We start from the raw sequence: 21,194 nt of genomic DNA, 5'->3' as shown, positions 1-21,194 counted from the left end.
CGCAGCACTCAGATGGAGTAGCGCTCGTCCTCGTGGTCGCCCGGGTGGTCCTTGACCAGGCCCGCGGCCAGCGTGTTGCCGTCCTGCGGGTCGATCACCAGGAACGCGCCGGTGCGGCGGTGGTGCAGGTAATTCTCCAGCGGCAGCGGCGCAGCGAGCCGGAGCTGCGCGTGGCCGATGTCGTTGAGCTCCAGGCTGGAAGCGCCCTCAAGCTTGAAAGTGGCCAGGTCCAGCTTGCCGCTGACACTGCGGACCAAAGCCTGGACGGTGCGGGTACCGTGCTTGACCAGCACCTTGGCACCTTCCCGCAAGGGCTTGGGCGACAGCCAGCACAGCGCTGCATACAGGTCGGCGGAGGACTCGCGGACGGTGCCGGCTGCTGCAATGGTGTCACCGCGGGCGACGTCGAACTCGTCTGCCAGCCGGATTGCCACGGACTGCGGGGCGAACGCTTCCTGCAGGGACTCGCCGGCGAAATCGATGCCAAGCACCGTCGTCGTGCGCGCATCCTGGCCCGGCGTCAGCACGGACACGGAATCACCCACCTTCACGGACCCCTCGGTGATCTGGCCGGCGTAGGCACGGTAGTCGCGGTAGGCCTCAACGTCCAGGCCGGCGGCCACGGCGTCGGGAGCCAGCGCGCCCTGCGGCCGGATGACCAGCTGCACAGGGAAGCGGAAGCTCTCCAGCTGCGTGTCGATCTCGTCGGCGGCGGGCAGGGTTTCGAGGACCTCCAGCAGGGCCGGGCCGTCGTACCAGGGGGTGCGCTCGGAGCGGTCCACCACGTTGTCGCCGTCGAGGGCGGACACCGGGATGACCAGCAGGTCGTCGATGTGGTCGGCGCTGCCCAGCTCGGCGGAGCCGATGCCCAGTTCACGGGCCACCTGCTGCACGTCGGCCTGGATCTCGCGGAACACGGACTCGCTGAAGTCCACCAGGTCAATTTTGTTGACGGCCACAATCACATGCGCCACGCGCAGCAGCTGCAGCACGGACAGGTGCCGGCGGGTCTGCTCCAGCACACCCTTGCGGGCGTCAATGAGTACGACTACGGCATCCGCCGTGGACGCGCCGGTCACCGTGTTTTTGGTGTACTGAACGTGCCCGGGGCAGTCGGCCAGGATGAAGCTGCGGCGGTCCGTGGCGAAGTAGCGGTACGCGACGTCGATGGTGATGCCCTGCTCGCGCTCGGCACGCAGGCCGTCGGTCAGGAGGGCCAGGTCGATGCCGCCTGCCGAGCCGCCAAAGCCGCGGTCGGCCGAGGTGCGGGCGACGGCGTCGAGCGTGTCAGCGAGGATCGCCTTGGAATCGTGCAGGAGGCGGCCCACCAAAGTGGACTTCCCGTCGTCGACCGATCCGGCGGTGGCGAAGCGGAACAGCGTGGTGGGCAGGGCCGTTTCCAGCTCGGCGGCCAGGAGTGAAGTGTCGGTGCTCATTTAGAAGTAACCATCCTTCTTGCGGTCTTCCATGGCTGCCTCGGAGATGCGGTCATCTGCACGGGTGGCACCACGTTCGGTGATGGTGGAGGCGGCAACTTCGATCACAACGTCGCTCACGGTGGCTGCGGCCGACTCAACGGCACCGGTGCAGGACATGTCCCCCACAGTGCGGTAGCGGACCGTCTTGGTAATGACTTCCTCGTGCGGCAGCGGCTGGGATACCTCGCCCACCGCGCGCCACATGCCGTCGCGGGCAAAGACCTCGCGATCGTGGGCGTAGTAGAGGCCCGGCAGCTCGATGTTCTCGCGCTCGATGTAGCGCCATATGTCCAGCTCGGTCCAGTTGCTGATGGGGAATGCGCGGACGTGCTGGCCCACGGTGTGGCGGCCGTTGTACAGGTTCCACAGCTCGGGGCGCTGGTTGCGCGGGTCCCACTGGCCGAACTCGTCGCGGAGGCTGAGGATACGCTCCTTGGCGCGGGCCTTGTCTTCGTCACGGCGGCCGCCGCCGAACACGGCGTCGAACTTGTTCTGCTGGATGGCGTCCAGCAGCGGAACGGTCTGCAGCGGGTTGCGGGTGCCGTCAGCGCGCTCGGCAAGTTCGCCGCGGTCAATGAATTCCTGGACGCTTCCGACGACGAGCTTGAGTCCCAGCCGTTCCACCGTCCGGTCGCGGAAGTCGATGACCTCGGGGAAGTTGTGCCCCGTGTCAACGTGCAGGACGGGGAAAGGCACCTTGCCCGGCCAGAACGCCTTGGTGGCCAGGTGCAGCATCACCACGGAATCCTTGCCGCCGGAGAACAGCAGCGCGGGCTTCTCAAACTCGGCCACGACTTCGCGGATGATGTGGATCGCTTCTGACTCGAGGGCGTCCAGGCTGGAGAGGCGCGTGGATACAGCGGCTTCAGTCACCTGGGTGGTCTCCTCAGTTAGGAAAGTGCTCATTCGTGTAGTCCGCATTCTGTCTTGTCGGAGCCCGCCCAGCGGCCGGCACGGGGGTCGTCGCCGGGCGCCACCTTGCGGGTGCAGGGCTGGCAGCCAATGGAGGGGTAACCCTGGGAAAGCAGCGGGTTGACGGGCAGGAGGTTGTCATCGGAGTACTGGACCAGCTGGTCGAACGTCCATGCAGCCACCGGGTTGACCTTGACCAGGCCGTTCTTTTCATCCCAGGAGACCAGCGGGGTGTTGGTCCGGGTGGGGGCCTCGTCGCGGCGTACGCCGGTGAACCAGAGTTCGTAGCCGGCGAGGGTGCGCTGGAGCGGGGCCACCTTGCGCAGGGCGCAGCACTGGGCGGCGTCGCGGGCGAAGAGGTCCTTGCCGAGGAGCCGGTCCTGCTGTTCCACGGTGTTCTCCGGGAGGACGTCCACCACGTTGACGCGCAGGTTCGCTGCCACCTCGTCACGCGTGGCGTAGGTTTCCTTGAAGTGGTAGCCGGTCTCCAGGAACAGGACGTCGACGCCGGGCATCTGGTCAGCGACCAGCGCCGGGAGGACGGCGTCGGCCATGGAGCAGGCGACGGCGACGGCGGGCAGGTCGAAGTTGCGCTCCACCCAGGCGATCACGTCGCGGGCCGGGGTGTCCCAGCCGAGCTCGGCGGCGCCGGCTTCGGCGATGGCCTTGAGTTCGTCCACGGGACGCTTGGCAGGTGCGGGTGCGAGATGTTTTGCCATTACTGGAGGGCCTCCTCTTCTGCTGCGTGGGCCCACTCGGCGAAGGTCTGGCCTTCGGCGCGCTGGGCAACGAAGGTGCGGACCACGCGCTCCACATAGTCCGGGAGGTCCTCAACGTAGACCTTGAGGCCGCGGACGGTGCGTCCCAGGCCGGCCTCTTCGCGCTCCGACGAAGCCAGCCCGCCGCCCAGGTGGACCTGGAATCCCGGGGAGGGATCGCCGTCGGGCGTTGGCAGCATCATGCCCTTGAGGCCGATGTCTGCGGTCTGGATGCGGGCGCAGGAGTTGGGGCAGCCGTTGATGTGGAGGGACAGTGCGTGCGGCAGTTCACCCGACTCCGCCAGGTCAGCAAGGCGGTTCTCCAGGTCGGCGACGGCGGTGGCGGCGGTGACCTTCGTTTCCACGATGGCCAGCTTGCAGTATTCGATGCCGGTGCAGGCGATGGTGCCGCGGCGGAACACGGACGGACGGGCGGAGAGTCCCAGCGCGTCCAGTTCGGCGACCAGCGGTTCAACCTGGTCCTTCTCGACGTCCAGGACCACAAGCTTCTGGTGCGGGGTGGTGCGCAGGCGGTAGGAGCCGCGGGCCTCGAGGGTGTCCGCCAGCTTCACCAGCGCCGCGCCGGAGAGCCGGCCGGCCAGCGGGGTGGCGCCGATGAAGAACTTGCCGTCCTTCTGCTCGTGCACGCCGATGTGATCGCCGGGGGTGGTGGGCTTGGGCGCTGCGGGACCGTCGGCCAGCTTGTAGCCGAGGTATTCGTCCTCGAGGATCTGCCGGAACTTCTCCGGACCCCAGTCGGCCATCAGGAACTTCAGGCGGGCCTTGGTGCGCATCCGGCGGTAACCGTAGTCGCGGAAGATGCTGGTGACGCCGAGCCAGACTTCGGCTGCTTCCTCGGGGCGCACAAAGGCACCGAGGCGCTTGCCCAGCATCGGGTTGGTGGAGAGCGCGCCGCCGGCCCAGAGGTCGTAGCCGATGCCGAGTTCGGGGTGCTTCACACCGACGAGGGCGAAGTCGTTGATCTCGTGGACCACGTCCTGGCTGGGGTGGCCGGTGATGGCGGTCTTGTACTTGCGCGGCAGGTTGGACAGCAGCGGGTTGCCGATGAACCGCTCCCCCAGCTCCGCAATCAGCGGCGTGGGGTCGATGATCTCGTCCTTGGCGATGCCGGCCACGGGCGAACCCAGGATGACGCGGGGAACGTCGCCGCAGGCCTCGGTGGTGGACAGGCCGACACCTTCCAGGCGGGTCCAGATCTCGGGGATGTCTTCCACGCGGATCCAGTGCAGCTGAATGTTCTGGCGGTCGGTGAGGTCTGCGGAATCCCGGGCGAAGTCCACGGAGATCTGGCCAATGACGCGCAGCTGCTCGGTGGTGAGCGCACCGCCGTCGATCCGTACGCGGAGCATGAAGTACTTGTCTTCGAGCTCGTGCGGCTCGAGCGTTGCGGTCTTGCCGCCGTCAATCCCGGGCTTGCGCTGCGTGTACAGGCCCCACCAGCGGAACCGGCCGTGCAGGTCCTGGCCGGGGATGGAATCGAAGCCCTCTTTGGAGTAAATGGTCTCGATACGCTCGCGGACGTTGAGGCCGTCGTCTTCCTGCTTCCAGGTTTCGTTGGCGTTCAGCGGAGTTTTGCCGTCCACTTTCCACTGCCCGTGCGGCTTTGCGGCGGGGCGGTTGGTGCGCGCGGGGCGCTTGGCGGCTGCGGAGTCCGCGGACGCTCCGGCTAGAGCTGTATCAGTCATGCATCGACTGTAGGTGTCCCCGAATTGCGTCACAAAGGGTCGGGAAACCCTGAGTCACCTAGGGAAACATTTCGTCACGAATCGCCGGGGAGCCTTGAAGAACCGGGCCTCTTGTGATTCGCCGCGCCGTTGTTTTCAGGGCACCGGGCGGGCTTGGGACGGCGCCCTTACTGCCCGTTCGCGACGGCGGCGTCGAACCGTTCCAGCGCGATCTCGGCGAGCACGGCCGAAGGCAGCAGTGGTTCCGTGACGAGGTCCGCGCCCGCCTTGGCCAGCTGGTCATGGAAGAAACCCGGCGCGAGGAGGTAGGAGGCAATCACCACGCATCCGCGGAGGTCAACGGCTCCCGCGGACTCCCCCGCCCCGGCACCCCCTTCGGCTTCCTCGCGAAGCATGGCAACGGCGTCGGGCACTGACGGCTTGGCTGAGGCTCCGTAGGCCGCCTCGATGCGGTTGCTTCGCAGCTCCCTGAGCTGGTTGGCGAGCTCTTCGACGCTGATGGCGGCGTTCGGGTTGGAGGAGCCCGCGGCGGCAAGGACGATGGAGTCGCGGTCGGTGACACCTGCCTCGCGGAGGCGCTGGTCAAGCAGCGCGGCGAGGCGGGGATCGGGTCCAAGCGGCGCCGCCGCGAGGGTGCCCGGCCGGCTCTTCACAGCACGGGCGATGTCTACCTTGACGTGGTAACCCACACTGAGCAGCAGGGGCACCACCACGGCACTCGTACCTTCGGGCAGACCGGCCACCACGTCCACCAGGTCAGGCTGCTGGACGTCCACGTAGGCCTCCCGCACGTCGAGGCCGGGGCGCAGGGCGGCGATCGCGGCGCGCAGGGCGTTGACCTCCGCGGCGCCCTGGCTGCTGGATGTCCCGTGGGCACAGGCGATCATGATCGGGTTGTTCATAGGGGCTAGCGTAACGTTGGAGCCGCACTGTCCGCCCACTTTGAATCCGCCGGGACGCCCATGACATTCGCCTTTGACAACGCTCCCGTGTGGCTGGACCTGCTGGGCGTTTTCTTCTTCGCGGTATCCGGCTCGCTCCTCGCGGCACGGAAGAACATCGACATCGTGGGCTCCCTGCTCCTGGCCTCCCTGGTGGGCCTCGGCGGCGGCGTGATCCGCGATCTGATCCTCGACGCCGGCCCGCCCGCAGCGTTCAGCAATCCCGCGTACCTGGTCCCGCCGTTGCTGGCCACCGTCCTGGTGTACTTCCTGTTCTCCAGCGTCCAGCGGTTCACGTCGCTGCTGACCCTGTTCGACGCCGGCGGGCTGGCCCTGTTCTGCATGACCGGCACCGTCAAGGCGCTGGCCGAAGGCATGAACCCGGTGGCGGCGGTGCTCCTGGGGGTCATGACGGCGGTGGGCGGCGGCCTGCTGCGCGATGTGACTGCCAATGAGGTACCCGACCTGTTCAACCCGCGGGACATCTATGCTCTGCCGGCCTTTGCGGGAGCAGCGCTGACCGCAGTTTTGTGGGTCTTGGGTGCGTTCAATGTCCTGACCGCTGCGGCCATTGCCGCGGTGGTGTTCACCTTCCGAGTGGTGGCCTGGCGCCGTTCCTGGCAGGCCCCGCTGGCCGTACACGGCCGGCACCGCCGGTCCCTGCCCAGGGACGAGTCAGGGGAAGTTGGCGGCGGCTCGGAGGGCCCCCGCGATTAGCTAGGATTGGGACCATGACTGACATGTTCCTCGAGAAGTTCCGCGCGCTTGTTCCGAAGTATCTCGAGGACGAATGGCAGGTAGAGGACGGCCTGTCTCCGGACGAGCTCGACACCGCACTCGCCGAACATCAGTTCCAGGTCCCGCTTGTCCTGCGCGAGTTCTACCAGGCGGTGGGCGGCTGCGAGGACCTCATGGAGGCCTACCACTACTTCTGGGATCCCGAAGAGCTGGAAGTGGACGACGACGGCTTCCTGATGTTCCTCGAGGACGAGGAGGAACAGTTCACCTGGGGCTTCCGCGTGGGCGATCTCAGCGTCCCGGATCCCATCGTCTACCGCCGTAACAACGCCCGCGGCCAGTGGAAATCTGAGGAGGGCACGTTCTCGGAGTTCGTCTTCGACATGTTCGAGTGGGCCTTCAACGACGACGAGGACTAGGGCTTCTCAGGCTCTTTTTGGGGCCGTTCCTTCTGGCTCCTCGCTCGGACACCCCACGCGAAAATGCGTAACTTATAGCAACGGGCTGGCAGAGGATCCGCGACTTTCCGGGCTTTAGGGTGACCGACGGCCTCGTAACTTACGCATTTGTGTCGGCCAAAGCAGACGTCGGATCAGACAAAGCTGCTATCGGGGGCATGGGACTCAGCTGAACTTGCCCTCGCGCTTGAGTTTCAGGACGCCGAGGACCTCCGCCACCATCTCCTCTGGTGTGTGAACCACGTCTGCATAGTAATACCGCAGCACCAGGTAGCCGCCCAGGACGGTCCTGTTGTTCCGCCGTTGGTCCCGTTTGATGGACTTCGGCTCAAAATGGGTAGCCCCGTCAGTCTCCACCACCAGGCATTCCTCGATCAGGAAGTCGACCTCGCCAACGCCCGGGATGACAACATGCCTTAGAACCCTCAGGCCAGCTCGCCGGAAGTGCGTGTTGGCCAGGACTTCCAAGAGCGAATCTGCCCTCGGAATCACCAAGTCCAGAACCGCCCGCGCCTGCCCGTTGCGCCGCCCCGGCAATTTGGAATACAGGAAGTCCAGTTCAATATCGCGCCTGCCAGCGGCCGACTGGATCATCACCAGCGATTCAAGCTCGGGCAGGCAGCGGAGACTGTGAATCAAGACATCCGCCAGCCCAGCCACTGGAAGCCACCCATGCTTGGGGTGTCTAGTGCGGCCGTGCTCCACAATTTTGGGTTCGGGCACAGGATGGCTCCGGCACAGGTGCAGGCCACGGGCGTCCTTCAGAGTCCACAGCTGATAGATGGGTGCCGCCGACACACAGGTCAGCAGGCCGCCATTGGCTAGGGCCTCGCTGAGCTGACTCTTGCCGGGAATGCCGTAGACCCCGCGACTGACCTTCACTATCCGACCCAATGTAACGGCCTTGGTAACCTCTGGCCGGCGGAACCCGGATGCAGTCAACTGCGACGCGCGGGCGGCGCCACCGTGTCGATGAAGGAACTCGATGATGTCCACGAACACAGGCTGACCCACTGGAACACCGCCTGCGTGACTTAAAGAGGGCTATGTGGACAACCTCCGAAGTGCGCCAGCTCCAAAAGTGCGTAACTATTGGCCGCCTGCCCCACGAAGATCCCCGTGTTTCCGGTGGTGTGCCACCCGGCCCTGCCCAAAAGTTACGCATTTCGATCGGTCCGGAGCCAGAAACAAGAGGGCCAGCCCACTGGCTCCACGAAAGTCCCAAGAACCTGTGACACTCGACCTGACAGCTAGCTTGCGATTCGTGACAAACGTGTCATAGACTATTCACGGATCCGCTAAACGCCTCCGGCGGGTCTGATGCGAACGGAGATATAGCCCCGGTTCGACGCAGCGTGTGACTCGTAACGTTGCTGAGAACCGGGGCTATTGCATTTTCTAAACCAAAGCCCCCAAAACAAAAGAGAGGCCCCGCCAAGGTTTACCCCGGCGAGGCCCCGCTCCAAGAGAAATCCAGAATCAGCTGGCGCGGTCCACCACGGCCAGCGCGAAGTTGGACAGCGACGTCTTCACAACGCCCTCCGGCAGCGGCTTCAGCGCCGCGATGGCTTCGTCGGCCCAGCGACGGGCAACCACCCAGGATTCGGCGGTTACGGGGTGCTCGCGCAGCCCGGCGACCGCCTCGGCCAGGGCTTCATCCGTGCTCAGGTCCCCGTCAATGAGCTTCAGGAGTTCGACGGCGGACTGGTCACCGGCGGCGGCATCACGCCGCAGGTACAGGACCGGCAGCGTCGGGACGCCTTCCCGGAGGTCGGTGCCGGGCGATTTGCCGGACTTGACCTTGATGCCGGTGACGTCAATGACGTCGTCGGCGAGCTGGAATGCCACGCCCACCTTCTCACCGTATTCCACCAGCAAGTCTTCGTAGGCCTCGTCGGCGCCGGAGAAGATGGCACCGAACTGGCCGGAGGCTGCCACCAGGGAACCGGTCTTGTCCGCGATGACGGACAGGTAGTGCTCCACCGGGTCCTCGTCAGGGCGCGGACCGACGGTTTCGTGCAGCTGGCCGAGGCACAGGCGCTCGAACGTGCGGGCCTGGATGCCCAAGGCACGGGAGCCCAGTTCGGACACCAGGATGGACGCCCGGGCGAAAATGAGGTCGCCGGTGAGAACTGCCACGGAGTTGCCCCAGACCTCGTGGGCGGTGGGGGCACCACGGCGGAACGGCGCGGAGTCCATCACGTCGTCGTGGTACAGCGTGGCGAGGTGGGTCAGTTCCACCACCACGGCCGCCTGGACAACGGCGGGCAGCGAAGCATCACCGAGGTGCGCGCACAGCAGGGTCAGCAGCGGCCGGATGCGCTTGCCGCCGGCTTCCACGAGGTGGCGCGACGTTGCGTCAGCCAGCGGATCGGAGTTGGAAATGGCCTCGCGGAGTTTCTTCTCCACGCGGGCAAGGTTGGTGGTGATGGCGGGGCCCAGTTCGGCGTCCTCCGCGATGGCCGCAAAGCCTGCGGGCAGCTGCAGTCCCGTGGCGATGGCAGTGGTGTTGAGGCTGGGTTCGGAGTCCGGCAGGCCGTGCCCGGCATGCGTCCAGCTGTGGTCTGCGGAGTTGGTCACGGGTTAACCCTAACTTTTTGTTGCGGATACCGCTGATTCGTAGCCGACGGGGTGTTGGACGTGGCCGGAACCAGCGATTCCATGACGCGGATCACCCGGTCCTCAAAGCCCTTCGCGGCCGGATCTGTCAGGTTCGCGAGCAGCCGCACCACGAAGCGCATCAGCACTGGAATGGGCATCCCTGTCCGCAGCGCGAGTTTCATCACGGCGGGTTTTCCGATCAGCGCGGCAAACGCCCGGCCCAGCGTGAAGTGCGATCCCCACTGCCCCCGCACATAGTCCGCGTACCCGGCGAGGTGCGCATCGGCGTCGTACGTTGACCCCGCTGCAAAAGACCGCGCGGAGGCGTCAATGATGAACTCCGCCGCGAATCGCGCAGACTCCATCGCGTAGGAAATGCCCTCGCCGTTGAACGGAGACACCATGCCGCCGGCATCGCCCAGCAGGAGCAGCCCGGGCGAGTAGTGCGGCGTCCGGTTGAAGCCCATGGGCAGGGCGGCGCCCCGGATATCGCCCACCTGGTTCTCCGGCGTGAAGCCCCACTCTGCGGGCATGCCGGCGGTCCATTCGCGCAGGACCTGCTTGTAGTCGAGCTGGCCGAAGTCCTTGGAGGAGTTCAGGATGCCCAGGCCCACGTTCGAGGTGCCGTCGCCCACCCCGAACACCCAGCCGTAGCCGGGGAGCAGCTTGCCGTCGCGTCCGGGGAGCTCCAGCCAGCCCTCCATCCAGTCGTCATCGTGGCGGGGGCTTGTGAAATAGGTGCGCACGGCAACGCCGAGGGGGCGGTCGTCGCGCTTCTGGATGCCAAGGGACACGGCCGTCCGTGTGGAATTTCCGTCAGCTGCGAGTACGACGTCGGCGCTGAAGTCGCGCGTCTCCCCCGTCTTGCGTCCGGACTCATCCAGGAGCGCTGCGCGGACACCGGTCACGCGGCCGTCTTCCGAGCGCAGGGCTTCAGTGACGCTGTGCCGCTCCAGGATTTCGGCGCCGGCAGCCTGTGCATGGCGGGCCAGTTCTTCGTCGAACCCGAGCCGGGTGCGGATCAGGCCGTACTCCGGGAAGTCGGAGACCTCAGGCCAGGGCAACTCGACGGTCCGCCCGCCGGCAATGAGCCGCAGGCCCTTGTTGCGCCGCCAGCCGTCCGCTTCGGGGTGCGGCAGGCCGAGCTTCTGGATCTCGCGGACTGCGCGGGGGGTGAGGCCGTCGCCGCAGACTTTCTCACGCGGGAAGCTGGTTTTTTCGAGGACGGTCACGCTGATGCCCGCCTTGGCAAGGTAGTAGGCAGCAGTCGATCCGGCCGGCCCGGCGCCGACAATCAGTACAGTCACAGGTATCAGCGGGTGATGTTGCGGCGAAGCTTGGCCACGGGGCCCTTGTGCGCGGCAATGGCGGCAGCAGCGCCGTCGGGAGTGCTGGCGGCCGCCGGGTCGAGCCGCTTGGTGGCACGGTGGACCGCAACAATCCCGCCGGTCAGGTTGCGGTAGGTGACATTTTCCCAGCCCGAGTTCTGGAGCCAGTCGGCCAGATGGTCCTGGTCGGGCCAGGCACGGATGGACTCGGCGAGGTAAACATACGCGTCCGGGTTTGATGCAACCTTCGTGGCGATGGCCGGCAGGGCACGCATCAGGTACTCGGTATACATCGTGCGCCACAGCGGCACAACGGGTGCGGAGAACTCGGCGATGACCAGCTTGCCGCCGGGCTTGGTGACGCGCAGCATCTCGGCCAGCGCCTTCTTGGGCTCGTTGACGTTGCGCAGCCCGAACGAAATGGTGCTGGCGTCAAAGCTGTTGTCCGCAAACGGCAGGTTGGTGGCATCCCCGGCAACAAAGTTGATGTCCGGGCGGCGGCGCTTGCCCACCTTCAGCATGCCGAGCGAGAAGTCGCAGGCCACCACATCTATGCCGGCATCGGCATATGGTTCGCTGGAGGTGCCGGTACCGGCAGCGAGGTCGAGCACACGCTGTCCGGGTTTGGCGTCCACCGCTTCCACCACGATCTTGCGCCAGCGGCGCGTCTGTCCCATGGACAGGACATCGTTGACGACGTCGTATTTAGGTGCGACGTCGTCAAACATCGTGGCTACTTCGTCCGGACGCTTATCCAAGGATGCTCGGTTCACCCGCTCATTGTCTCAAAAGTTCTGCGGGCCCCCTAACTGCGGGGGAATCTTGGGCTGTGGGCTGAAAGTGCTGCAAATTGACCCTTAAAGCAGCGGGAACTACTGCAGAGTACTGTTGTCTCATCATGACGAGCACGTTCCGCACCCTCACGGTCCCCCTGGATGGCAACGCATCTGCCGGCGGACTGCCGCAGTTCCTGGTCCGGGACGACGTCCTCTGCTGGACCCGCCGCGAGGCCGGCCTGGTGGGTTTCGGCGAAATCGCCCGCTTCACCGCAACCGGCCCGGAACGCTTCCTCGAGGCTGATATCTGGTGGCGGCACCTCGTCCTCGAAGCGGACATCACCGACTCCGTGGAACTGCCCGGCACCGGGCCTGTGGCCTTCGGATCCTTCGCCTTCTCGAAGAAATCCGCCCACCAATCGCGCCTGATCGTCCCCGAGATCGTGGTGGGCGTCCGCGACGGCAGGTACTGGGTCACGCAACTGACGTTCGACGACGGCGAACTCACCGAAGCGGGCGCCCTCGCCGCCCTGGACCGCTGGCTGAGCGGTGGCAGCACTCACGGTGACGTCACCGCCGAACCGGATGCCGGCGTCGTACGCCCTTTGCCGGCGGCTCCCGGAGCAACGCTGCATACCGGGTCGTTGAGCGAGGAAGACTGGATGGCTGCCGTCGCTGCGGGCGTGGAGGAAATCCGTACCGGGGCGCTGGAAAAACTGGTGCTGGCCCGGGATATTGTGGCCACGGTCCCCTCGGGCGTAAATGCCGCGAAGGTCCTGCGTGAACTGGCGGTACGCTACCGCGAATGCTGGACGTACGGGGTGGACGGCCTGGTGGGCGCCACGCCGGAGATGCTGATCCAGGTGGAGGGCCGCACCGCCCAGGCGCGCGTGCTCGCAGGGACTCTTGACCGCCGCGATGCACACGGTGAAGACGGGATACCCATGGACTACGCCGAGCGCGTGCTCGCCGGGTCCGAGAAGCAGCGGCACGAGCACGAGATCGCGATCCAGTCGCTGACCTCGCAGCTGGCGCCGTTTTCCGAAGCCATGAACGCGCACGACGAGCCCTTTATTTTGGAGCTGCCCAACGTGTGGCATCTGGCGTCGGACGTGAAGGCGGAGCTCACCGAGGTGGAGGGCCACGTGCCTACGTGCCTTGCCCTGATCAACGCGCTGCACCCCACTGCGGCCGTCTGCGGCACACCCACGCTGGTGGCCGGGGCCCTGATCCGCAAGCTGGAACACCTGGACCGCGGGCCATACGCGGGTCCGGTGGGCTGGCTGGATGCGGCGGGCAACGGCGAGTGGGGCATTGCCCTGCGCGGCGCCGTTATCGAAGATGCCAACACCGTGCGGTTATATGCCGGCTGCGGCATCGTGGACGGTTCCCTGCCCCAGGCCGAGCTCGCTGAGACGTGGGCCAAGTTCCGGCCGATGCTGGAATCGCTCGGCATCACCAGTTAGAACTGGCTCACCTAACGCCCCTGGGACGTTGAGAGGGGCTCGGCCGGGCGGGGCGTCCGGGGTTTCAGACAGAACCGGCGATAATCTCTTGAAATAGGCTGTGATTTAGTTATCCAATAGTGAAACTAAGTTTCATGTGATGCACATCTCTCGTTCGGCGATACACTATGAACCGATTTAGTACCGCATACCCCTGCAACAAAAGGTAAAAAACATGCAGCTCAAGTCCCTGGCCCAGGCCAAGATCGCCGCCAAGGCAGCAGCAATCCTGGCCGCCGGCGCACTCACCCTCACTGCCTGCGGCGGCGGAACGACCACTCCGGCCGCATCCGAAGGCGGCGTCCAGCTCATCAACGCCGGCAAGCTCACGGTCTGCTCGGACATCCCCTACGAGCCCTTCGAATTCCAGAAGGACGGCCAGATTGTTGGTTTCGACATCGATATCGCCAACGAGGTAGCCAAGGACCTCAACGCCGAACTCAGCGTGGTGGACAGCTCCTTCGAAGCCATCGAGACCGGCACCGCCCTGACCGGCTGTGACCTTTCCATCTCCTCGGTGTCCATCACGGACGTCCGCAAGTCGGTCATGGACTTCTCCGACCCCTACATGGACGATGACCTCACCCTCGTGGCCACCACGGCGTCCGGGATCACTGACATCAACAGCGCCAAGGGCAAGAAGGTCGGCGTCCAGCAGGCCACCACCGGCGCCAAGTACGCTTCAGAAAACGGCATCGACGCGCAGCAGTTCGAAGACAGCGGCCTCCTGATCCAGGCTCTGCTTGCCGGCACCATCGACGCCGCCCTGGGCAACCAGTCCATCCTGGCCTACGCCATCAAGGACGATCCCAAGTTCAAGCGCGTGGAGGACTACACCACCGGCGAGAAGCTGGGCATCTCCATCAAGAAGGGGAACACCGCCATGACCGAGAAGGTCAACGCCACCCTCAAGCGCCTGAAGGATGACGGCAGCCTGGAGAAGTTCGAGACCACCTGGTTCGGCGAGACCGCCAAGTAAGTTCCTGGACTGAACTTCAGAGCCCTAAGAATTACGCCGCTGGGGCCCCTGATGAACTGCACCGCAGTCCGTCAGGGGCCTCAGCCACGCAAATGAATGTGAGCACCTCATGGCAATGACCGCACGTCAACGGGCCAGAGTAAGCCTGTACATCCAGATCGGCATCTTTGTTGTGGCCGTGGCCGCGCTGGTCCTGACCATCGACTGGAAGACGGTCGGCAACAGCGTCTTCAACTTCGCCAAGATCGGCCCGATGTTCCCGGACATCTTCCTGGTTGGCCTCAAGAACACCCTGGTCTATACGTTCCTCGGCTTCGTGGTGGGGCTTTCCGGCGGCCTCCTGCTGGCCCTGATGAAGCTCTCCACCTTTCCGCTATACCGTTGGATCGCCACCGGCTACATCGAATTCTTCCGCGGCGTCCCGGCACTGCTGGTGTTCATCGCATTCGGCTACGGGGTCCCGCTTGCGTTTGGCGTGCAGTGGAACGTCACCCTGATCGTCATGATCTCCCTGGGTATGGTGGCCTCGGCATATATCGCTGAAACCCTCCGCGCCGGCCTGCAGGCTGTGCCCAAGGGGCAGCTGGAAGCCGCCCGTTCGCTGGGCATGCCGCAGTGGCGGGCCATGGTGTCCATCGTGATTCCGCAGGCGTTCAAGATTGTGCTTCCGCCGCTGACCAACGAGGTCATCCTCCTGACCAAGGACTCCTCGCTGATCTACGTCCTGGGCCTGACCGCCTCGCAGTATGAGCTGACCAAGTTCGGCCGCGACGGCATCTCCAGCCTGGGTGCCGGCCTGACGCCGCTGCTCGTGGCCGGCGCCTTCTACCTTGTCATCACCATCCCCCTGAGCCTCCTGGCCCGGAAGTTCGAAAGCCGCTCCGCGCGGACCAAGCGATAGGCAGGGAAGCCATGAACGACGTCGTAAATTCCTCCTCCGGCAGCACCGGCACCATCCACGCGGCCGGGGTTTCCATCAAGGACCTGCGCAAGTCATACGGGTCCAACGAAGTCCTCAAGGGCATCAGCCTGGACGTGGCGCCCGGCGAAGTGGTGTGTCTGATCGGCCCGTCCGGCTCCGGCAAGTCCACGCTCCTGCGCTGCGTCAACCTCCTGGAGCAGCCGAATGAGGGCGCCATCCATGTGGGCGGCTTTGAAGCCACCCACCCCGACGTGGACATCGACAAGATGCGCCGCAAGGTGGGCATGGTGTTCCAGCAGTTCAACCTGTTCCCGCACCTGAATGCCACGGCCAACTGCACCATCGCGCAGACCAAGGTGCTCAAGCGCTCCCAGGAAGAGGCCACCAAGGTGGCCCGGCACAACCTGGAGCGTGTGGGCCTGGGACACCTGGCCGACCGTTTTCCGGACCAGCTCTCCGGCGGCCAGCAGCAGCGCGTCGCCATTGCCCGGGCTCTGAGCATGAACCCCGAACTGATGCTCTTCGATGAGCCCACCTCCGCGCTGGACCCCGAGACCGTGGGCGATGTCCTCTCGGTCATGCGGAACCTGGCCAAGGAAGGCATGACCATGCTGGTGGTCACGCACGAGATGGGCTTCGCCCGCGAAGTCGCCGACCGCGTGGTCTTCATGGACGGCGGGGTGGTAGTGGAGGAAGGTGTGGCCGAGCAGGTCATTTCCGCCCCCACCCAGGCCCGCACCAAGGAGTTCCTGCGCCGCGTCCTGGACCCGACCCACATCGAGATCGAGGAGTAGGCCGGGCCTCTCGCCTCGCCCGAGGACACGCAAACGGTCCGGGGACACCTGTTAACGGGTGTCCCCGGACCGTTTCTACGTCCCCCGGCCTGTGCCGTGTCCTACGGAGGGCCGACGACGGCGTGGGACCCCCGCCTCCGACAACTTCCGTTCCAGTTCGCCCGCCGTCCACAGATCCGACCAGACCCAGCGCACCACGTTGCGGCCGGTGGCCCGGATGTTGTCTTCCCGCATCTTCTCGGCAACCACCACTTGGCCGGGTGTCCGGCCCTTGAGGTACTCCGCCTTCTCGTACTTGGCGAACCCATCGAATTCACCAACTGTCCGGCTGCCCTCCCAATAAAAATCCGACCAGCCCACGCGGCCCTTGCTGTTGCAGATTTCGTACTGCAGAGTTGGTGCCGTGAACCCCGCCACATGGATCATTCCTCGGCTGTAGGACTCATTAGCCGAGCCAGACGCGGGATCTGAAAACTCGAGCGCCGCCATAACGCGCCGCTCGGCTGCGGGCGTATACAGCCCTGGCAGAGCGCCCATCAATTCATCTTTGGTCAACGCCGGCAGGCCGCGGGTGGCATCTGGCTTCAGAACATGGTCCAGCGGAACCAATGCCTCGGCAAATGGAACGAAGGCGGCGATATCCAGTACGGTCTGGACGCGGGAGGTGATCAGGAGCCCGCCGAGTTCATGGGCGTCGATCCTTCCGGGCGCAACCAAGTGCCGGCGGATGCCGGCCCGTGACCTACCGCCACCCTTGAAGGTGGTCAGTGCATGCACAGGCTGGCCACGGTCAATGGTGGGGATTCCCATGGTCGCGGCAGCCGAATGATGCGAGAAGATAGTCAGCGACTGACAGGTCTCCGCCGCGGCCTCGATCCGGACTCTGTACTGATCCCACGGCTGGAGGCCCTTCCATGCGGCCGCGTCAACATAGACGCCTTGGCGGATGCGCACGAGTGCGCCGGCTCTGACTGCCGCCGGCAACTGACGGGTGCTCACACCTATCGACGCAAGATCCCGCGTCAGGACCAGCTTGGGGAGGACTGTCATCACCCCAAGATTTCACTGGCGGCCGGCGACGTGAAGCCCGCTGGGCCGCTATGTGGACAACCCGCCCCAACATCAGGACACGGATCCGGGCCGGGGACTCGCGACCGGCACCGGGACACGCGGATGCGGGTGTCCCAGTGCCGAAAGCGCGTCCTCCGGCCGAGAGGGTGTCAGCCGCCCAGGACCCGCGAGACTGCTGCGGACACGGCCGCCTTGATCCGGGCGTGCAGGTCCCGCAGGCCCGCCCGGTCCATACGGACTTCCACGATGCTGCGCCCCTTGATCGGCCGGGCGAGCGCCTCGGCGAGACCCGCCGTCGTACTCACCGAGCAGTGCCCGACGCCGTACGCTGCAGCGAGTGCCGCGAGGTCCACCGAGTGCGGGGTGGCGAAGAGGCGCTCGACGGCGTCCGCGTAGCCTCCCGCCTGGCGCACCGCCCCGTGTTCAAGCAGGTCGAAGATGGCCCCGCCGGCGTCGTTGAGCACCACGATCCGCAGGTCCGGGGAAGCCTCGCCGGCACCGAGAAGCAGCCCGCCGGCGTCGTGCAGGAACGTGACGTCACCCAGCAGCACAGTGGTTTCCTGCCGGCCGCCGAGGGCGATTCCGGTGGCGGTGGAGATGGTGCCGTCGATACCGGACAAGCCGCGGTTGGCGTAGACGGTGGCGCCGGGTTCCGATGCGGGCAGCCCGGCCAGGTCCACGTCGCGGATCCCGTTGGAGGACCCCAACATCAGCTGGCCACGGGCACTGCCCCATACGAGTGCGGCCGCGGACGGGCCGGTGGCGTGGGGCTCTGCCGCGAGGACGGCGTCAAGGGCGTGCTGTGCGGCGGACCCCGCCAGCAGCCAGGTGTCCAGCCAGTCGGACGGGCCGCGGCCGGCGAATTCGGCGAGGTCGGCCAGGTTTTCCAGCGGCAGTTCGGTGCGCCGGCCGGGTTCATACCAGGCGACGGGAACCGGCTGGTAGAGGGCGGACGGCACATCCGCCCGGGCCAGCAGCGCGGAAACCGGCCGGGACAGCGTGGGGCGGCCGAAGAGCACCACGCGTTCGATTGGCTGCGCCGAGGACGGCCCGAAGGGCTCCAGCAGCAGCCGGTACGGGCCCACCGCATTCGGCCCGAAGCGGGCGTTGGAGGACGGCTCCGCCAGCAGCGGCAGTCCGTGGGCGCGGGCGAACGCTTCGGCGACCGGACCGGCGTCGTGCCCTGCCAGCACCACAGTGCGCCGCTCCGCAAGGGAAGCTGAGGCCGGCTGGAGGCTCATGGTGAGCGGCTCGGTGCCGACGCGGAATTTCGGGCGACCGGCCGCCGTCGGAAGCTCCTCCCCTGGTGCCGGCACCAGCGGGTCGCGGAAGGCGAGGTTCAGCTGGACGGGACCGGGCGCGAGCTCGGAGAACGCGCCGGTCGCTGCGGCCAACGCCGTTTCCACGGCGCGGAGCGGGCTGCTGCCGGCGGGGACATCCGCGGCAAAGCGGACGTGCTCGCCGAACAGATCCATCTGGATGGTGGTCTGGTTGGCGCCGGTCCCCAGCAGCTCTTCGGGCCGGTCCGCCGACAGAACCACCAAGGGCACGGCGGCATGGTTCGCTTCCATCACGGCCGGCATAAGATTCCCGACGGCGGAGCCGGACGTGGTGACGACGGCCGCCGGGGTGCCGGTGGACAGGGCGAGACCCAGCGCCGTGAAGCCGGCGGACCGCTCATCGCTGCGGACCAGCAGCTCCACCCGTCCCGCTGCTGACGCTTCGGCCAGGGCATAGGCCATGGGAGCCGAGCGGGATCCGGGCGAGACCACCACGTACTCGACGCCGCCGTCCATCAGGGCGCCGACGGCGGTCCGTGCCGCCTCCAGCGCGGTCATGGGCAAGGCTGAGGAGTGCGTTTCGGGGGCGGGGTCATCCAGGGAAGTCACCGAACCAGTCTGCCACCCCCGAACGCTCTCTCACTTAATGTCGGTTTAAACCAAACGCTCTATCACTTCCCGCCGCCGGAGCAGCAGGAAGTGATAGAGCGTTGGCCAAAAACCCGCATTAAGTGAGAGAGCGTCCTGCGGGGAGGCAGGCGGGGAGGCGGCCGGCTGCCGGAGGCGCGGCAGCGGAACTAGCCGCGGAACACCTGGACCACTGACGGACGGGGCGCGCGCGCCTGACCGCGGGCCGGCGTCGTACCTTCCGCAACGTAGTCCGGGAAGAAGGAAAGCTGCTTGTCGAAGGAGCCGTCCTCGCCCGGGTGCTGCACGGCGACGAAAACGGTGCGCTCGTCGTCGTGGATGATGGGTCCACAGGTTTCGCCGTCGCGCGGAACGGCCAGGAACTGTTCCACCTTGCCGCGCTCGGCGCCTTCAAGGGTGACCTTGAAAAGGCCGTCAGCCTTGCCGATGCCTGATGGGGCGCCGTCGGTGGAGATCCACAGGTTGCCCACGGAGTCGAACGCGAGGTTGTCCGGGCAGGAGATGGGCGAGACCTTGTCCACCGGGAACCCGGAGAAGTAGGTGACGTCGCCCTGTGCCGGATCGCCGCAGACCATCAGCAGGTTCCAGGTGAAGTTCGTGGAGGTCTGGTCGCCGGTTTCGGTGATTTCCACGATGTGCCCGTCGCGGTTCTCGTTGCGCGGGTTGATCTCGGTGGCGCCTTCCTTCCCTGCCTTGCCGCGGTCAGAGTTATTGGTGCAGGCGACGTAGACCTTGCCGGTGTGGAGGCTGGGCTCGACGTCTTCGGCGCGGTCCATCTTGGTGGGGCCAACCTTGTCGGCGGCAACGCGGGTATAAACCAGGATCTCTTCGACGGACATTCCGGGCACGCAGGACGCCCCGTTCTCAACCAGCGGCAGCCACTTACCGGTGCCGTCGAAGGAGCCGTCGGCCGGAACCGTGCCCTTGCCGTCGATTTCGGCGACAGGCGAGTTGCCCGTGAACTTGGCGACGTAGAGGTTGCCTTCGGAGAGCAGCGTCATATTGTGCTTGCGGTCGCCTTCGCGGTATTTGGCCTTGGAGACGAACTTGTAGAGGTAATCGAAACGCTCGTCGTCGCCGGAGTACGCCACCACGTGGCCGGACTCGGCGATGATCACGTTGGCGCCCTCATGCTTGAAACGGCCCAGCGAGGAGTGCTTCTTCGGGGTGGACTTGGGATCGAACGGGTCAACTTCGACGATGTAGCCGAAACGGTTGGCTTCGTTCTTGTACTTGTCGTTGCGCGTGTCGAACCGGGGGTCGTCCGCCTCCCAGTTGCGGGCAGTTGCCTTGTCGGTGAGGCCGTAGCGCTTGTCCTCAGGAGACGTCCCCGGCGAACGGAAGTAGCCGTTGAAGTTTTCCTCACCGGAGAGGATGGTGCCCCAGGGGGTGGTGCCGCCGGCGCAGTTGCCGAGCGTGCCCTTGATGAAGCGGCCTTCGGGATCGTCCTTCGTCTGAACGAGCGCGGAGCCGGCGGCCGGACCCGTCAGTTCGTAGACCGTGTTGTTCAGGTAGCGGCGGTTCAGCTCCGCGCCCTGGACGTAGGTCCACGGCTTGGTGGTGTTCTTGCGTTCGAGCTCGACGACGGTCAAACCGTGCGCAGCGGCACCCACCGCACGCTTTTGGGCATCGGGCATGGTGGCCGGGAACATGATGTTCTCGTTGGTGTATTCGTGGTTGGCGAACAGCACAGCGCGGCGGCCCTTGGTGCCCGGGATCTCAAGGATGTCCGTGTAGTCGTTGTTGTAGCCGAACTGCTGTTCCTGCGCCTTGGCAGTCTGGTTGTTCAGGTCGAAGTCCGGGGCGCCCTTGAAGATGGGGTCGCCCCAGCGGATGACGGGCTGCCAGGTGAAGCCTTCCGGAACGGTCATCGCATCGACGGCGGCGTCCACCGGAGCGATCGGCGTGAACTTAAGCTTCGACTTGGAGAAGCCCTCCTTCGCGGCGGGTGCCAGCCCCGGACCGCCGGCAACGGCAGGTTCCGCGGAGGTAACAGCGCTGCCGAGTACGACGGCGAGCGCACCGGCGGCGCCAAAGCCCAGGGCGGCGCGGCGGGACATGGTGGCGGACGCGATGTCGCGGAAGTAGCTGTTGGAGCTGGTGTTGCAGACTTCGCCGGCGCAGGCGTTGTCACACTTGAGCGCGCAGGTAACGGCACTGCGCTTGCCCTTCGTATGGCCAAGCATGGGTAGCAGGGTGAACTTGCGGGATGTCGTTTCAGACAAGGGTTGCCTCCAATAAGACGATCGGGTCCCGGCCACCCTGTCAGCCGGTTTCGACGCGCAGCCATCCGCCAAGT

The 21,194-nt window shown here is 65.9% G+C and carries 18 protein-coding genes; 6 read left to right on the top strand and 12 right to left on the bottom strand.

Translation table 11 applies throughout. The features are described from left to right. Positions 1-8 precede the first annotated feature (8 nt). The 5 genes from GUV69_RS20140 to GUV69_RS20120 all read right to left on the bottom strand — a co-directional run bounded on the left by GUV69_RS20140 (position 9) and on the right by GUV69_RS20120 (position 5,756). Complete coding sequence (locus GUV69_RS20140) at positions 9-1,436, bottom strand: sulfate adenylyltransferase subunit 1 (RefSeq protein ID WP_164205641.1); 1,428 nt, start codon at positions 1,434-1,436, stop codon at positions 9-11. After that, positions 1,437-2,384, bottom strand: a complete 948-nt coding sequence (cysD, locus tag GUV69_RS20135; RefSeq protein WP_164205638.1) for a sulfate adenylyltransferase subunit CysD — start codon at positions 2,382-2,384, stop codon at positions 1,437-1,439. Beyond that, the gene (locus GUV69_RS20130; protein WP_164205636.1) at positions 2,381-3,109 is read right to left on the bottom strand and encodes a phosphoadenylyl-sulfate reductase; all 729 of its coding nucleotides are present in this window, start codon (positions 3,107-3,109) and stop codon (positions 2,381-2,383) included. The genes cysD and GUV69_RS20130 overlap by 4 nt, the downstream gene beginning before the upstream one ends. Then, the gene (locus GUV69_RS20125) at positions 3,109-4,854 is read right to left on the bottom strand and encodes a nitrite/sulfite reductase (protein ID WP_164205634.1); all 1,746 of its coding nucleotides are present in this window, start codon (positions 4,852-4,854) and stop codon (positions 3,109-3,111) included. Before GUV69_RS20125 ends, GUV69_RS20130 begins: the two co-directional genes overlap by 1 nt. 167 nt (positions 4,855-5,021) lie before the next feature. After that, positions 5,022-5,756 carry a sirohydrochlorin chelatase gene (locus GUV69_RS20120; RefSeq protein ID WP_164205631.1) on the bottom strand — a complete coding sequence of 245 codons (735 nt, stop codon included), beginning with the start codon at positions 5,754-5,756 and terminating at the stop codon, positions 5,022-5,024. Between the two features lie 60 nt (positions 5,757-5,816). Here GUV69_RS20120 and GUV69_RS20115 point away from each other — a divergent pair, with 60 nt between their 5' ends. After that, positions 5,817-6,512: a trimeric intracellular cation channel family protein gene (locus GUV69_RS20115; RefSeq protein WP_164205628.1), complete on the top strand. Its 696-nt coding sequence runs from the start codon at positions 5,817-5,819 to the stop codon at positions 6,510-6,512. A 14-nt stretch (positions 6,513-6,526) separates the two neighbouring features. After that, entirely contained in the window at positions 6,527-6,952 is a 426-nt protein-coding gene (locus tag GUV69_RS20110; protein WP_164205626.1) for a hypothetical protein, read from the top strand. Positions 6,953-7,156: 204 nt separating this feature from the next. Here GUV69_RS20110 and GUV69_RS20105 read toward each other — a convergent pair whose 3' ends face one another. The 4 genes from GUV69_RS20105 to GUV69_RS20090 all read right to left on the bottom strand — a co-directional run bounded on the left by GUV69_RS20105 (position 7,157) and on the right by GUV69_RS20090 (position 11,693). Further along, positions 7,157-7,987 (bottom strand): type IV toxin-antitoxin system AbiEi family antitoxin domain-containing protein, encoded by an 831-nt coding sequence (locus tag GUV69_RS20105; protein ID WP_164205624.1) that lies wholly within the window; start codon positions 7,985-7,987, stop codon positions 7,157-7,159. A gap of 483 nt (positions 7,988-8,470) precedes the next feature. Next, positions 8,471-9,571 carry a polyprenyl synthetase family protein gene (locus tag GUV69_RS20100; RefSeq protein ID WP_164205622.1) on the bottom strand — a complete coding sequence of 367 codons (1,101 nt, stop codon included), beginning with the start codon at positions 9,569-9,571 and terminating at the stop codon, positions 8,471-8,473. Then, the gene (locus GUV69_RS20095) at positions 9,568-10,899 is read right to left on the bottom strand and encodes a geranylgeranyl reductase family protein (RefSeq protein ID WP_164205620.1); all 1,332 of its coding nucleotides are present in this window, start codon (positions 10,897-10,899) and stop codon (positions 9,568-9,570) included. Before GUV69_RS20095 ends, GUV69_RS20100 begins: the two co-directional genes overlap by 4 nt. 5 nt (positions 10,900-10,904) lie before the next feature. Further along, positions 10,905-11,693 (bottom strand): demethylmenaquinone methyltransferase, encoded by a 789-nt coding sequence (locus tag GUV69_RS20090; RefSeq protein ID WP_244292806.1) that lies wholly within the window; start codon positions 11,691-11,693, stop codon positions 10,905-10,907. Positions 11,694-11,818: 125 nt separating this feature from the next. Here GUV69_RS20090 and GUV69_RS20085 point away from each other — a divergent pair, with 125 nt between their 5' ends. The 4 genes from GUV69_RS20085 (at position 11,819) to GUV69_RS20070 (ending at position 15,896) form a co-directional block, all read left to right on the top strand. Beyond that, positions 11,819-13,162, top strand: a complete 1,344-nt coding sequence (locus tag GUV69_RS20085; RefSeq protein WP_164205618.1) for an isochorismate synthase — start codon at positions 11,819-11,821, stop codon at positions 13,160-13,162. A 214-nt stretch (positions 13,163-13,376) separates the two neighbouring features. Continuing rightward, positions 13,377-14,180, top strand: a complete 804-nt coding sequence (locus GUV69_RS20080; RefSeq protein ID WP_164205617.1) for an ABC transporter substrate-binding protein — start codon at positions 13,377-13,379, stop codon at positions 14,178-14,180. A gap of 109 nt (positions 14,181-14,289) precedes the next feature. Continuing rightward, positions 14,290-15,081 (top strand): amino acid ABC transporter permease, encoded by a 792-nt coding sequence (locus tag GUV69_RS20075; RefSeq protein WP_164205614.1) that lies wholly within the window; start codon positions 14,290-14,292, stop codon positions 15,079-15,081. A gap of 11 nt (positions 15,082-15,092) precedes the next feature. Beyond that, entirely contained in the window at positions 15,093-15,896 is an 804-nt protein-coding gene (locus GUV69_RS20070) for an amino acid ABC transporter ATP-binding protein (RefSeq protein WP_164205612.1), read from the top strand. 75 nt (positions 15,897-15,971) lie between these two features. Here the strand turns inward: GUV69_RS20070 and GUV69_RS20065 are convergent, their stop codons facing one another. The 3 genes from GUV69_RS20065 to GUV69_RS20055 form a co-directional block, all read right to left on the bottom strand. Beyond that, a complete protein-coding gene (locus GUV69_RS20065; RefSeq protein WP_164205610.1) occupies positions 15,972-16,946 on the bottom strand; it encodes a type IV toxin-antitoxin system AbiEi family antitoxin domain-containing protein in 975 nt (324 codons plus the stop codon). A gap of 170 nt (positions 16,947-17,116) precedes the next feature. Further along, entirely contained in the window at positions 17,117-18,805 is a 1,689-nt protein-coding gene (menD, locus tag GUV69_RS20060) for a 2-succinyl-5-enolpyruvyl-6-hydroxy-3-cyclohexene-1-carboxylic-acid synthase (protein ID WP_164206823.1), read from the bottom strand. 239 nt (positions 18,806-19,044) lie between these two features. Beyond that, a complete protein-coding gene (locus GUV69_RS20055) occupies positions 19,045-21,120 on the bottom strand; it encodes a PhoX family protein (RefSeq protein WP_164205608.1) in 2,076 nt (691 codons plus the stop codon). Positions 21,121-21,194 lie beyond the last annotated feature (74 nt).

Source organism: [Micrococcus luteus] ATCC 49442 (assembly GCF_010367585.1).
Lineage (GTDB): Bacteria > Actinomycetota > Actinomycetes > Actinomycetales > Micrococcaceae > Arthrobacter > Arthrobacter luteus_A.
The sequence above is the reverse complement of the archived record's forward strand: the minus strand, read 5'-3'. Positions and strand labels throughout refer to the sequence as shown.

Coding starts and splice junctions, on each gene's coding strand:
- GUV69_RS20140 (WP_164205641.1), bottom strand. CDS start 1,436: ATGAGCACCGACACTTCACTCCTGGCCGCCGAGCTGGAAACGGCCCTG.
- cysD (WP_164205638.1), bottom strand. CDS start 2,384: ATGAGCACTTTCCTAACTGAGGAGACCACCCAGGTGACTGAAGCCGCT.
- GUV69_RS20130 (WP_164205636.1), bottom strand. CDS start 3,109: ATGGCAAAACATCTCGCACCCGCACCTGCCAAGCGTCCCGTGGACGAA.
- GUV69_RS20125 (WP_164205634.1), bottom strand. CDS start 4,854: ATGACTGATACAGCTCTAGCCGGAGCGTCCGCGGACTCCGCAGCCGCC.
- GUV69_RS20120 (WP_164205631.1), bottom strand. CDS start 5,756: ATGAACAACCCGATCATGATCGCCTGTGCCCACGGGACATCCAGCAGC.
- GUV69_RS20115 (WP_164205628.1), top strand. CDS start 5,817: ATGACATTCGCCTTTGACAACGCTCCCGTGTGGCTGGACCTGCTGGGC.
- GUV69_RS20110 (WP_164205626.1), top strand. CDS start 6,527: ATGACTGACATGTTCCTCGAGAAGTTCCGCGCGCTTGTTCCGAAGTAT.
- GUV69_RS20085 (WP_164205618.1), top strand. CDS start 11,819: ATGACGAGCACGTTCCGCACCCTCACGGTCCCCCTGGATGGCAACGCA.
- GUV69_RS20080 (WP_164205617.1), top strand. CDS start 13,377: ATGCAGCTCAAGTCCCTGGCCCAGGCCAAGATCGCCGCCAAGGCAGCA.
- GUV69_RS20075 (WP_164205614.1), top strand. CDS start 14,290: ATGGCAATGACCGCACGTCAACGGGCCAGAGTAAGCCTGTACATCCAG.
- GUV69_RS20070 (WP_164205612.1), top strand. CDS start 15,093: ATGAACGACGTCGTAAATTCCTCCTCCGGCAGCACCGGCACCATCCAC.
- GUV69_RS20065 (WP_164205610.1), bottom strand. CDS start 16,946: ATGACAGTCCTCCCCAAGCTGGTCCTGACGCGGGATCTTGCGTCGATA.
- menD (WP_164206823.1), bottom strand. CDS start 18,805: ATGACCGCGCTGGAGGCGGCACGGACCGCCGTCGGCGCCCTGATGGAC.